The sequence below is a fragment of the Blastococcus sp. SYSU D00868 genome (genome assembly GCF_054050575.1).
The window spans coordinates 114967-126984 of the sequence record NZ_JBJGZO010000005.1 but is presented as its reverse complement, the minus strand read 5'-3'; the positions used below and the strand labels follow the sequence as shown (position 1 = coordinate 126984).

General features: G+C 76.5%; 14 protein-coding genes. 9 read left to right on the top strand and 5 right to left on the bottom strand.

Annotated features, from left to right (window positions below):
- Positions 1-11: 11 nt before the first annotated feature.
- Together ACI79F_RS06485 and glgA are read right to left on the bottom strand one after the other, a co-directional pair.
- Positions 12-1214, bottom strand: a complete 1203-nt coding sequence (locus ACI79F_RS06485) for a PP2C family protein-serine/threonine phosphatase (protein WP_456546335.1) — start codon at positions 1212-1214, stop codon at positions 12-14.
- A 69-nt stretch (positions 1215-1283) separates the two neighbouring features.
- A complete protein-coding gene (gene glgA, locus ACI79F_RS06480) occupies positions 1284-2456 on the bottom strand; it encodes a glycogen synthase (protein WP_456546336.1) in 1173 nt (390 codons plus the stop codon).
- 72 nt (positions 2457-2528) lie between these two features.
- Here glgA and glgC point away from each other — a divergent pair, with 72 nt between their 5' ends.
- Positions 2529-3749, top strand: coding sequence for a glucose-1-phosphate adenylyltransferase (gene glgC, locus ACI79F_RS06475; protein WP_456546337.1), 1221 nt, complete (start codon positions 2529-2531; stop codon positions 3747-3749).
- Between the two features lie 11 nt (positions 3750-3760).
- Positions 3761-4258: a 2'-5' RNA ligase family protein gene (locus ACI79F_RS06470; RefSeq protein WP_456546338.1), complete on the top strand. Its 498-nt coding sequence runs from the start codon at positions 3761-3763 to the stop codon at positions 4256-4258.
- On the opposite strand, the gene ACI79F_RS06465 is transcribed toward ACI79F_RS06470, so the two are convergent.
- Complete coding sequence (locus tag ACI79F_RS06465) at positions 4255-4938, bottom strand: O-methyltransferase (RefSeq protein WP_456546339.1); 684 nt, start codon at positions 4936-4938, stop codon at positions 4255-4257. The two genes, ACI79F_RS06470 and ACI79F_RS06465, sit on opposite strands and share 4 nt — an antisense overlap.
- 197 nt (positions 4939-5135) lie before the next feature.
- On the opposite strand from ACI79F_RS06465, the gene sigE reads away from it, so the two are divergent.
- From sigE to ACI79F_RS06445, 4 genes are all read left to right on the top strand, one after another.
- On the top strand, positions 5136-5741 hold the full coding sequence (gene sigE / locus ACI79F_RS06460) for an RNA polymerase sigma factor SigE (RefSeq protein WP_456546340.1): 606 nt from the start codon (positions 5136-5138) through the stop codon (positions 5739-5741).
- Positions 5738-6331 carry an anti-sigma factor family protein gene (locus ACI79F_RS06455; protein WP_456546341.1) on the top strand — a complete coding sequence of 198 codons (594 nt, stop codon included), beginning with the start codon at positions 5738-5740 and terminating at the stop codon, positions 6329-6331. Before sigE ends, ACI79F_RS06455 begins: the two co-directional genes overlap by 4 nt.
- A 338-nt stretch (positions 6332-6669) precedes the next feature.
- Positions 6670-7980, top strand: a complete 1311-nt coding sequence (locus ACI79F_RS06450; RefSeq protein ID WP_456546342.1) for a S1C family serine protease — start codon at positions 6670-6672, stop codon at positions 7978-7980.
- Positions 7981-8076: 96 nt separating this feature from the next.
- Positions 8077-8508 (top strand): twin-arginine translocase TatA/TatE family subunit, encoded by a 432-nt coding sequence (locus ACI79F_RS06445; protein WP_456546343.1) that lies wholly within the window; start codon positions 8077-8079, stop codon positions 8506-8508.
- Between the two features lie 141 nt (positions 8509-8649).
- Here the strand turns inward: ACI79F_RS06445 and ACI79F_RS06440 are convergent, their stop codons facing one another.
- Positions 8650-9798, bottom strand: coding sequence for an Mrp/NBP35 family ATP-binding protein (locus tag ACI79F_RS06440; protein WP_456546344.1), 1149 nt, complete (start codon positions 9796-9798; stop codon positions 8650-8652).
- 158 nt (positions 9799-9956) lie between these two features.
- Between ACI79F_RS06440 and ACI79F_RS06435 the strand changes: the two genes are divergently transcribed.
- Genes ACI79F_RS06435 through ACI79F_RS06425 form a run of 3 tightly spaced genes read left to right on the top strand, consistent with a single transcriptional unit; the run spans position 9957 to position 11502 of the window.
- The gene (locus ACI79F_RS06435; protein WP_456546345.1) at positions 9957-10484 is read left to right on the top strand and encodes an SRPBCC family protein; all 528 of its coding nucleotides are present in this window, start codon (positions 9957-9959) and stop codon (positions 10482-10484) included.
- A gap of 11 nt (positions 10485-10495) precedes the next feature.
- Positions 10496-11191, top strand: coding sequence for an AzlC family ABC transporter permease (locus tag ACI79F_RS06430; protein ID WP_456546346.1), 696 nt, complete (start codon positions 10496-10498; stop codon positions 11189-11191).
- Positions 11188-11502, top strand: a complete 315-nt coding sequence (locus tag ACI79F_RS06425; protein ID WP_456546347.1) for an AzlD domain-containing protein — start codon at positions 11188-11190, stop codon at positions 11500-11502. The genes ACI79F_RS06430 and ACI79F_RS06425 overlap by 4 nt, the downstream gene beginning before the upstream one ends.
- A gap of 2 nt (positions 11503-11504) precedes the next feature.
- Here the strand turns inward: ACI79F_RS06425 and ACI79F_RS06420 are convergent, their stop codons facing one another.
- A complete protein-coding gene (locus tag ACI79F_RS06420; protein ID WP_456546348.1) occupies positions 11505-12005 on the bottom strand; it encodes a Clp protease N-terminal domain-containing protein in 501 nt (166 codons plus the stop codon).
- Positions 12006-12018: the final 13 nt, after the last annotated feature.

Sequence of the window (12018 nt, the reverse complement as noted above, 5' to 3'; positions counted from 1 at the left end):
CAACAGGGCACTCACAGGGTCAGCGCGTCCTCGGTGCCGGCCCGCCACTCGACCAGCACCATGCTGGCGTCGTCCTGCAGGTGGCCGTCCTGGTGCTGCATCACGCTGCCCATCAGCCGGCGCATGGTCTCCGGCGGCGGGTCGCCGGCCCGCTCGGCCCGGACGACGAGGTCGGCCAGCCGCTCCTCGCCGAAGAACTCGCCGGAGGCGGAGCGCGCCTCGACCACGCCGTCGGTGTACAGGACGACGCGGTCGCCGCGCCGCAGCTGCGTCGAGCACAGCTCGGGCGGGCCGGTCTGCAGCCCCAGCGGCCGGGCCGGCGGGCAGGACGGCGGGTGGATCAGCGCGCCGTCCCGGACGACGATCGGCTCCGGGTGCCCGCAGTTGACCCACTCCAGCCGCCCGGTCTGCTTGTCCAGGCGGGCCAGCGCGGCGGTGGCGAACTGGCTGGCCGGGAACTGCCCGGCGATGACCGCGTCCATCTCCGCGGCGACCTGGGGCAGCGGCAGGCCGCGGCGGCGGCCGTGCCGGTAGGCGCCGACGGCGGCGGCGGCCAGCAGCACGGCCGGCAGCCCGTGGCCGACGGCGTCGAGCACCATCAGGTCGACGACGGGGTCGTTGGCGGCGTAGTCGAAGGTGTCGCCGCCGATGTCGTAGGCGGGCTCCAGGGCGCCGGTGATGACCACCCGGTCGCTGGCGTAGGTGAGCGGGGGGAGTAGGTCCCACTGGATCTCCGCGGCCAGCCCGAGCGGCCGGCGGCGGCGCAGCCGGGCGAAGGCGTCGCTGTACGCGTCGCGGGTGACGGTCAGCTCGGCGACGAGCGAGGCGAAGGCCCGGGCCTCCGCGTCGAAGGCCTCACCCGGGTCGCCGTCGGCCAGCAGCTCGAGGACGCCCATCCGCTCCGCGCCGTCCAGCAGCGGGAGCCAGAACCGGGCCTCCGCGCCGGGGGAGCGGATCACCTCGACCCGGCGGAAGGCCCGCCCGGCGGTCGACCCGTCGATGGTGAGCTCCTGCCGCTCGGGGACGTCCGCGCCCTGCAGCGGGACCAGCACGTGCTGGGCGTAGTCGGCCAGGTAGACCACCGCCTCGCGGGCGCCCAGCGCCGCGGCGTGCTCGGCGACGACCGTGCCCAGCCGGCCGGCGGGCAGCTGGTGCGACGCCCGCAGCAGCGACCGGACGGGGTCGCTCTCGGCGGGGGACGGCGACGTGCTCACGACGGACCAGCGTCCCCGCTGCCCGCCGGTCCCGCACGTCGGGCCAGGTCAGCCGCGCGGGCGCCCACGTCAGCCGCGGGCGTCGAGGACCGCGGCGTAGACGGCGACGGTCTGCTGCGCCACCGCCGGCCAGCCGAACTCCGAGAGGACCCGCTCCCGCCCGGCGGCGCCCATCGCCGCGGCCCGCGCCGGATCGGCGAGCAGCTCCGCCATGCGCGCGGCCAGGCCGGCCTCGAACGCGGCCGGGTCGGCCGGGTCGTACGGGACGAGCAGCCCGGTGCGGCCGTCGTCGACCACCTCGGGGATGCCGCCGACCGCGCTGGCCACGACCGCGGTGCCGCAGGCGGCCGCCTCCAGGTTGACGATGCCCAGCGGCTCGTACACCGACGGGCAGACGAAGACCGTCGCGCCGGTGATCAGCGGGACGAGCTGCTCGCGGGGCAGCATCGCCTCGATCCACACCACGCCGCTGCGGCGGGCCTGCAGCGCGGCGACCGCCTCGGCGACCTCCTGCCGCTCGGCGGGGGTGTCCGCGGCGCCGGCGCACAGCACCAGCCCGGCCTCGGCCGGCAGCCGGTCGGCGGCGGCCAGCAGGTGGGCCAGCCCCTTCTGCCGGGTGATGCGGCCGACGAACAGCGCGTACGGCCGGTCGGGGTCGACGCCCAGCGCGCGGACGACGTCGGGCGCCGGCACCGGGCGGTAGGCCTCGGCGTCCACGCCGTTGTGGACCACGTGCACCCGGGCCGGGTCCAGCTCGGGGTAGACGGCCAGGACGTCGTCGCGCATGCCGGCGCTGACGGCGACCACGGCGTCGGCGGTCAGGTAGGCGCTGCGCTCGACCCAGGAGGACAGCCGGTAGCCGCCGCCGAGCTGCTCGGCCTTCCACGGCCGCCGCGGCTCCAGGGAGTGCGCGGTGACCACGTGCGGCGTCCCGTGCACCAGCGCCGCGAGCATCCCGGCGCCGTTGGCGTACCAGGTGTGGCTGTGCACCAGGTCGACGCCCTCGAGCGCGGCGGCGATCTCGACGTCGGTGCCCAGCGCCTGCAGCGCGCCGTTGGCCGCGACGAGCCCGGCGGGCACGGCGTGGGCGACCGCGTCCGCCCGGGCCGCGCCGAAGCAGTGGACGTCGACGTCCGGCCCGGCCGGCAGCGAGCGGAGGGCGGCCACGAGGTGCTCGACGTGCACCCCGGCGCCGCCGTAGACGTCCGGGGGCCACTCTCGGGTCACGATGCCGATGCGCACCGGGTCACCCTAGGGGGCGGTCCCTCGGGACATGGGGGGTTCACCGGCCCGTCCAGCGGCTACGTTCGCACCATGCGTGGCGGTCCTCGAGTCCTCGGCATCGTCCTGGCCGGTGGTGAGGGCAAGCGCCTGGCCCCGCTGACCCAGGACCGGGCGAAGCCGGCGGTGCCCTTCGGCGGCAACTACCGGCTCATCGACTTCGTGCTGTCCAACCTGGTCAACGGCGAGATCCGGCAGATCGCCGTCCTCACCCAGTACAAGAGCCACAGCCTGGACCGGCACATCACCACGACGTGGCGGATGTCGCAGCTGCTCGGCAACTACGTGACGCCGGTGCCGGCCCAGCAGCGGCTGGGACCGCGCTGGTACATGGGCAGCGCCGACGCGATCTTCCAGAGCCTCAACCTCATCTACGACGCCCGGCCCGACGTCGTCGTCGTCTTCGGCGCCGACCACGTCTACCGCATGGACCCCGAGCAGATGATCGACCAGCACCTGCAGACCGGCGCCGGGGTGACCATCGCCGGGCTGCGGGTGCCGCGCAGCGAGGCCACCGAGTTCGGGGTCATCGACGCCGACGCCGACGGCCGGGTGCGCGGCTTCCTGGAGAAGCCCACCGACCCGCCGGGCCTGCCGGACTCGCCCGAGGAGAGCTTCGCCTCGATGGGGAACTACGTGTTCACCACCGACGCGCTGCTCGAGGCGCTGCGGACCGACGCGGAGGACCCACACTCGGTGCACGACATGGGCGGCTCGATCATGCCGATGCTCGCCGACGCCGGAGAGGCGTGGGTCTACGACTTCTCGACCAACGTCGTCCCGGGCGCGACCGAGCGCGACCACGGCTACTGGCGCGACGTCGGGACGATCGACAGCTACTTCGACGCGCACATGGACCTGGTCTCGGTGACGCCGGTGTTCAACCTCTACAACGACCGCTGGCCGATCCTCACCCTGCCGCCGCAGCTGCCGCCGGCGAAGTTCGTCCTCGGCGGCCGCGCGGAGGAGTCGATGGTCAGCGCCGGCGCGATCATCGGCGGCGGCTCCGTGCACCACTCGGTCGTCTCGCCCGGGGTGCGGATCGACCGCGGCGCCCGGGTCGAGGACAGCGTGCTCATGGACGGCGTCCAGATCGGCGAGGGTGCCTACGTGCGCCGGGCGATCCTGGACAAGAACGTCGTCGTGCCGCCGTGGGCGCGGATCGGTGTGGACCTCGACGCCGACCGGGAGCGCTACCACGTCAGCGCGGGCGGGGTGACCGTGCTCGGCAAGGGCGCCCGCGCGCTGGCCTGAGCGCCGGCCCGATGGAGCCGCTGGTCGTCACGCTGCTGCTCGGGGACGAGGCGCAGCGGCGGTTCGACCGGCTGCGGGCGGCGCACTTCCCGCCCGAGCGCAACCACCTGGCCGCGCACGTGACGCTGTTCCACGCGCTGCCCGGCGAGCACCTGACGCGGGTGGACGCCGACCTGGCCGCGGCCGCCGCCCGCCCGCCGTTCGAGGTCGAGGTGACCGGCGTGCGCTCCCTGGGGCGGGGGGTCGCCTACACGCTGGCGTCGGCCGAGCTGGCGGCGCTGCGGGCCGGGCTGGCCGCGGCGTGGGAGCCGTGGCTGACGCCGCAGGACCGGCAGCGGCACGCCCCGCACGTCACCGTGCAGAACAAGGTTGACCCGGCAGCCGCCCGGGCGCTGCACGCCGAGCTGTCCGCCGGGTTCGTCCCGGAGTCCGTGCCCGCCCGCGGGCTCGGCCTGTGGCGCTACCTCGGCGGCCCGTGGGAACCGGTGGCCGAGCACGCCTTCGGCTAGCGGGCGGTGCTGGCCACCAGCAGGCCGGCGCCGATCGGCAGCACCGCGGCGGTGAGCCGCTCGTCCTCGCGCACTCGGCGGGCGACGTCGCGCCAGGCCACGGTCTGCGGGTCGCGGGCGGAGCGGTCGGCGACCCGCCCGCCCTCGAGCAGGCCGTGGCAGACGAGCAGGCCGCCGGGGCGGAGCAGCTCCAGCAGGCCGGCGAGCTCGCCGGCGAAGTCGGTGGGCGCGGTCGCGCAGACGACGAGGTCGTAGGCGCCGGGGGACAGCCGCGGGAGCACCTCGCCCGGGGTGCCGAAGATCATCCGGGTGCGGCCCTGCGGGTGCCCGGCCTCGGTGAAGGCCCGCCGGGCGGCCCGCTGCTGCTCGGCGTCGGCGTCCAGGCAGGTGAGGACGCCGTCGCGGCGCATGCCCTGCAGCAGCCACAGCCCGCTCACCCCGCCGCCGCTGCCGACGCAGACGACCGCCCGGGCGTTCGCCCCCGACGCCAGCACCGCCAGGGCGGCGCCCACGGCGGGGGAGATCGGCGGCGGGCCCTCCAGCCCGGCGGCCCGGGTGCGGGCGGCGGCCAGGGCCGGTGTCTCGGCGGCGAAGCGGTCGGCGTAGGACCTGCCGGCCTCGCCGGTGCCCGGGTCGCTCCCGTCCCCGCCCGCCGGCGGCCGTCCCCGGTCGGTCGTCACCGGGCGAGGGTAGTGGCGCGACCCGCCGCTGAGCAGGCGCGGCGCGACCTGTGAAGTGCCTGTGAACGGGAACACGCGTTCGGTCGCCGTCCGTTGGACGTGCCGTGCGACGTAGCCGAGCCGCCAGTACCCCCGTCGTGGGAGGACCCGCGGGTGCCGGACCCGTGCCGGAGCCCGCGATCTGCGATCCTGGACCCGTGGAGGAGCCCGGCGCCGCGACGCCCGACCCGCAGGCGGACGCGCCCTCCGCCGGCGCGGCCTGGGTGGCGCCGACCTGGGAGCAGGTCGTCCGCGAGCACTCGGCGCGCGTGTACCGGCTGGCCTACCGGCTGTCGGGCAACGCCCAGGACGCCGAGGACCTCACCCAGGAGACGTTCGTCCGGGTGTTCCGGTCGCTGGCCGACTTCTCGCCGGGCACCTTCGAGGGCTGGCTGCACCGCATCACGACCAACCTGTTCCTCGACATGGTGCGGCGGCGGCAGCGGATCCGCTTCGACGCCCTGCCCGAGGACACCGAGCGGCTGCCCGGCACGGCGCCCAGCCCCGAGCAGGTCTACGCCGACACCCACCTCGACCCGCAGGTGCAGGCCGCGCTCGACGCGCTGGCGCCGGAGTTCCGCGTCGCCGTCGTCCTCTGCGACATCGAGGGCCTGACCTACGAGGAGATCGCCGCGACGCTGGGCATCAAGCTCGGCACGGTGCGCAGCCGCATCCACCGCGGCCGCGTGCAGCTGCGGCAGGCCCTCGCGCACCTGGCGCCCCGGCGTCCCGAGGCCGTGTCCGCGGGGGAGGGAGAGGGATGAGCCTCCCCGAGATCCACCTCGCCCAGGAGGCCATCGCCGCGCTCGTCGACGGCGAGCTGGCCAGCGGCCCCGCCGCCCGCGCCGCCCGCCACCTGGCCGGCTGCGCCGGCTGCCGCATGGCGGTCCAGGCCCAGCGCGAGGCCAAGGAGGCGCTGCACGGGGCGACCGACGTCGCCGTCCCCGGCGACCTGCTCAGCCGCCTGCGCGCCATCCCCTTCACCACCGACGTGCCCGGCACCGGCGGTCCGGGCGCGCTGAGCGCCGGCCCCGGCCAGCTCACGCTGCGCGACGGCAGCGGCGCGTGGTCGGTCGCGCTCGACCCGCACCCGGCGCCGGCCGTGCGCCCCGGGCACGCCCGCTGGCTGCGCCGCGGCGTGGCCGGCACGCTCGCCGGCCTCGGCATCGGCGTCACCGCGCTCGCGCTGAGCCTGCCCGCGCCGGGCGAGACGTCGGAGCGCCCGGCGTCCTCGGTCGCCGACTCCCGGGTCGGCGGCGAGGACAGCGAGGTCGTGCCGCCGGTGGTGCGCACGATGACGGGCGACTCGCAGACGGCCGTCGTCCACGCGGGCGCCCGCGCCGGGACGCCCTGACCCGACGTGCGACCGCGATCCGGCCACCCGGCCACCGACCGAGCCTGACCACCCTGCGCCCGGGGGAGGACCCGCTGCCCGAGACCCCGCCGTCCCCTCCGGGGGACGACCGTCCCGCCGTCGACGGGTCCCCCGACGAGCTGTTCGCGCGCCCGGCCGGGCGCGCGGGCGGCTTCGACCCGCCGGCGGAGCGGCCGCGCGTCTCCGGGCCCGCCCCGGCCGAGCCCAGCCCGGCGCTGCGGCAGGCCTTCGGGCGGCCGTCCTCGGTCAGCGGCACCTTCGCCGACGGCCGGCCCACCCCGCCGCCGCGGCCGGTCGCGCCCCCGCCGCCGGAGGCGGTGCTGCGGGCGTTCGCGCCGCCCGGCACCGACCGCCGGGGACTGCAGGAGCCGCCCGGCGGCCGCCCCGGCCGCCGGCGCACCTCGGCGGGGCCGTGGTGGAAGCCCGACGCCCGCAGCGACCCGTGGCGCGACCCGCACTCGCCGGCCGCCCTGACCGGCCCCGCCGTCTTCGACGACGAGGCCGAGCAGGAGGGCCCGGTCGTCGTCGACGCCAAGGGCCGCAAGAAGCTGCGCTTCCGCGACCTGTCGGTCCGGCTGTCGGTGCTGGGCCTGCTCGCGGTCCTGCTGATCGGCGCCGTCGGCGGCGGCCTGGGCTACTGGCTGACGCGGACGGCGGCCGAGTCGCCGCTGCTGACCCCCGACACCCAGCTGTCCGAGGTGAACGAGGGCGTCGTCCGGGAGCCGGGCTCGATCGCCGAGATCGCCGACGCGGTCACCCCCGCCGTGGTCTCCATCGAGGTCCGCCTCGGGGACGCCGGGGCGACCGGCTCGGGCGTCGTCGTCGACGGCGAGAACGGCTACATCGTCACCAACAACCACGTGATCTCGGGCGCCGACGGCAACGACGACGCGGAGATCCGGGCCGTGTTCTCCGACGGCAGCGGCTCCGAGGCCCGCATCGTCGGGCGCGACCCGGCCAGCGACATCGCCGTCATCAAGGTGGAGAAGCCCGGCCTGCTGGAGGCCTCCCTGGGCAGCGTCGACGACCTCGTCGTCGGCGACCCGGTGGTGGCGATCGGCTCGCCGCTCGGCCTGGCCGGCACCGTGACCAGCGGCATCGTCAGTGCGCTGGACCGGCCGGTCCGGCTGTCCGGCGAGGGCAGCGACACCAACGCGGTGATCAGCGCGGTGCAGACCGACGCCCCGATCAACCCGGGCAACTCCGGCGGCGCGCTCGTCGACGCGACCGGCGCCGTCATCGGCATCAACACCGCGATCGCCTCGCTGGGCGGCGGCAGCGTGGGGCTGGGCTTCGCCATCCCGATCGACCGGGCGCGCGACATCGCCGAGCAGCTGATCTCCGACGGCGAGGCGGTGCACGCCACCCTCGGCGTCAACGCCCGGTCGGTCACCGACGGCACCCGGGACGGCGCGCTGGTGGTCAACGTCGAGCCGAACGGGCCCGGCGCCACCGCCGGCCTGCGCGAGCAGGACGTGATCATCGCCGTCGACGACATGCGCGTCGGCAGCTCCGAGGAGTTGGCGGTCGCCATCGACGCCCACGCGCCCGGGGACACGGTGACCATCGAGTACGTGCGCGGCGGCGCCGAGTCGACGACCGTGCAGGCCACCCTGGCCGAGGCGTAGGGCGCACCCCACTTCAGGGCACTCCCGGAGGACGGGACCGGCGACCTACCCTGAGAGCCGGTCCGCGAGGCGCGCGGCGGCAGGACGGGAGCAGCGGTGTTCGACTCGATCGGCTGGGGCGAGATCGTGGTGCTCGCGCTGGCCGCGCTGTTCATCTTCGGCCCGGAGCGGCTGCCGCACCTCGCCAAGGACGCCGCCGCAGGTCTGAAGAAGGTGCGCGGCGCGATCACCGGCATGCGCGCCCAGGTCGACGAGTCCCTCGGCGACGACCTGGCCGGGCTGCGCGACCTCGACCTGCGCAAGTACCACCCGAAGACCTTCATCCGCGAGCAGCTTCTCGCCGATGACGACGACGAGCCGCCGGTGCGCCGCGGCGTCGCTCAGGGGAACGGCTCGGGCGGTCTGGGCACGGACGCGGACGGCCGGCGGATGACGCCGGGCCGCCGCGCGCTGGCCGCCCGTCAGGCCGCCGCGGCCCGCCCCCGCGACGCCGGCTCCCCCCCGCCGTTCGACGTCGACGCGACCTGACGGCCCGGAGCCGCTCGTGCGGCGTTGCACGTGCTCTCGCGGCGCTGCAGCAGCGCAGGACCGCGAGGACCACCGCAAGAGCCCACAAACGCCGAGAGGCCCGGCCCCCATCCGGGGACCGGGCCTCTCGGCGTCAGGAGGTCAGTGCTTGACCGGGGTCAGGCCCAGGGACATGCCCGACAGCCCGCGCTGGCGGACGGCGAGCGCGTCAGCGACCTTGCTCAGCGCCTGCGCCGCCGCCGACTCCGGCTCGGCCAGGACGATCGGCGCGCCGTTGTCGCCGGCCTCGCGCAGCCGGGTGTCGAGCGGGATCTGGCCCAGCAGCGGGACGCGGGCGCCGAGGGTGCGGGTCAGCGCGTCGGACACCGCCTTGCCGCCGCCGGAGCCGAAGACCTCCATCCGGGAGCCGTCGGGCAGCTCCAGCCACGACATGTTCTCCACGACGCCGACCACCTGCTGGTGGGTCTGCGTGGCGATCGCGCCGGCGCGCTCGGCGACCTCGGCGGCGGCCAACTGCGGCGTCGTCACCACGAGGATCTCGGCGTTGGGCACGAGCTGCGCCACGGAGATCGCGACGTCGCCGGTGCCGGGCGGGAGGTCCATGAGCAGGACGTCGAGGTCGCCCCACCACACGTCGGCGAGGAACTGCTGCAGCGCCCGGTGCAGCATCGGCCCACGCCACACGACCGGGGTGTTGCCCGGGGTGAACATGCCGATCGAGATGACCTTCACGCCGTAGGACTGCGGCGGCATGATCATGTTGTCGACCTGGGTGGGCTTGTCGTCCACGCCCAGCATCCGCGGCACCGAGTGGCCGTAGATGTCGGCGTCCACGACACCCACCGACAGGCCGCGCTTGGCCAGCGCGGCGGCCAGGTTGACCGTGACGCTGGACTTGCCGACGCCGCCCTTGCCGGAGGCGACCGCGTACACGCGGGTGAGCGAGCCGGGCTGGGCGAACGGGATGACCGGGTCGGCGGCGTCGCCGCGGACCGTGCGGCGCAGCTCGGCGCGCTGCTCGTCGCTCATCACGTCCAGCTCGACCTGCACCGAGGTCACGCCGGCGACGGCGGAGACGGCCTGGGTCACGCGGTTGGTGATGGTCTCCCGCATCGGGCAGCCGGCGACGGTGAGGTAGACCTCCACGCGGACGGCGCCGTCGGCACCGATCTGCACGTCCTTGACCATGCCCAGCTCGGTGAGCGGGCGGTTGATCTCCGGGTCCTGGACGGTGGCCAGAGCGGCGTTGACGGCGTCGAGCGCCGGCTGGCCGGTCAGGGTGTCGGACATCCTGGTGTGTGTCTCCTTCGACGGGGCACCCGTTGCCGGCCTCCGGGCCTGGGCGCGACGTGCGCACACGGGTCTGCAGCCACTGTACGGCGGCGCCGGGCGGGGGCCGTCCGCCGACGGGGTGATCTGCTGCGCAGCCGGCTGCCATGCTCGAGGCCATGAGCAGCGCCGAGGAGACCCCGCGGGACGACGCCGAGCGGATCGAGGTGACCCGCTTCGTGCCCGCGAGCCCGGCCGAGGTGTTCGCCGTCCTGCGCGATCCGCAGGGGCACGTCGACATCGACGCCTCCGGGATGCTGATGGACGCCGAGGGCGAGCCGGTGTCGGCGGTCGGGGACCGGTTCCTCGTGCACATGGACCGCGAGGCGCTGGGCGACCTGCCGATGGGGCAGTACGACGTCGAGGTCGTGATCACCGTCTACGAGGCCGAGCGGGAGATCGCCTGGACCATCGAGGGCACGGTGCGGCCGCCGCTCCGCCACGTGTACGGCTACCGGCTCGAGCCGGTCGACGGCGGCACCCGGGTCACCTCGTACTACGACTGGTCGAACCTGCGACCGGACTACCGGGCGTTCCTCAGCTTCCCGATCGTCCCGGAGTCGGCGCTCAAGGGGACGCTGGGCATCCTCGACCGCACGGTCCGCCGCCGGCGGGCCCGCGCCGGGGACGTCGGAGGGGCCGCCTAGCCTCGGCAGGCGTGTCCGACGCCGCCCGCACCGCCGTCCTCCGCGACGCCATCGGGCTGGGGTTGGCGGTCGGCCTCTACGGCGTCGCCTTCGGCGCGGCGGCCGCCGCGGCGGGGCTGGACGTCTGGCAGGCCGCGGCGCTGTCGCTGCTGATGTTCACCGGGGCCTCCCAGTTCGCGCTGGTGGGCGTCCTCGGCGCCGGGGGCAGCGCGCTGGCCGCGGCGGGCAGCGCCCTGCTGCTGGGCACCCGCAACACCGTCTACGGCGTCCGGCTGGTGCCGCTGCTGCGCCCCCGCGGGGTGCTCCGCCGGCTGGGCACCGCGCAGTGGGTGATCGACGAGACGACGGCGATGGCGGTGGCCGCGCCGGACCGGCGGCTGGCCCGCGTCGGGTTCCTCGCCACCGGGGCCAGCGTCTACCTGCTGTGGAACGCCACCACCGTGGCCGGGGCGCTCGGCTCGGCCGCCCTGGGCGACACGGCGCAGGCGGCGCTGGACGCCGTCGTCCCGGCCGCGTTCCTCGCGCTGCTGTGGCCGCGGCTGCGGCAGCCCTTCGCCGAGCCGGCGGTGCAGCGCCGGGTCGCGCTCGGGGGCGCCGTGGTCGCCCTGGTGCTGACCCCCTTCGTCCCACCGGGCGTACAGGTGGTCGCGGCGGTCGTCGCGGTGGCGCTGGCCGGCCGGCCGCGCCCGCGGGAGGTGGCGCCGTGAGCGACGGCACGCTGTGGACCCTCGTGCTCGGTGCCTCGCTGGGCTGCTACCTGCTCAAGCTCGCCGGCCTCTCGGTGCCCGCCGGGTGGGTGGAGCAGCCGTGGGTGGCCCGGGTCGTCGACTTCGTGCCGGCCGCGCTGCTGGCCGCGCTCGTCGCCGTCCAGGCGCTGACGTCGGAGCAGGAGCTGGTCGTCGACGGCCGGCTGGCCGGGCTGGCCGTCGCCGCGCTGGCCCTGGCGCTGCGGGCGCCGTTCATCGTGGTGCTCGTGCTGGCCGGCGCGGCCGGGGCGCTCGTCCACGTGCTGGCCTGAGCTCAGCCGGGCAGCCCCGCCTCGGCGCGGGCGGCCGCCGAGAGCTGCGCCGGGGTGATCTCCAGCCGGCGCAGCGCGCGGACCACCGTGCCCTGCTCCAGCTCGGCGACCGCCGCGGCGACGGCCGCGCCGCGCAGGCCGGCGGCGGAGGCGGTGCGGGAGAGGGCCACCGCCCGCCGGAAGACCTGCTGCGCCTGCGGGCTGGTGCGCAGCGGCCCGGCCGGCGGGGCGGCGAGGGCCGTGACCGGGGCCGGGGCGGCGTCCAGCCCGAGGCCGGTCAGCGCGTCGTCGTGCACCTGGGCCACCGCCGCCCGCAGCCCGGCGGCGTCGGTGCCCAGCCGGGCGAGGGCGCGCGCGGCGGTGCCGTCGGGCAGCGCGAGCGCGGACAGCAGCAGGTGCTCGGGGCCGGGCACCGGCTCCCCGGCGCGGCGCGCCTCGGCCTCCGCGCCCGTGAGCAGGCGCTTGATCGTGCGGATGTCCCGGAACGCCCGGACCAGACCCATCGACGTCTCCTCG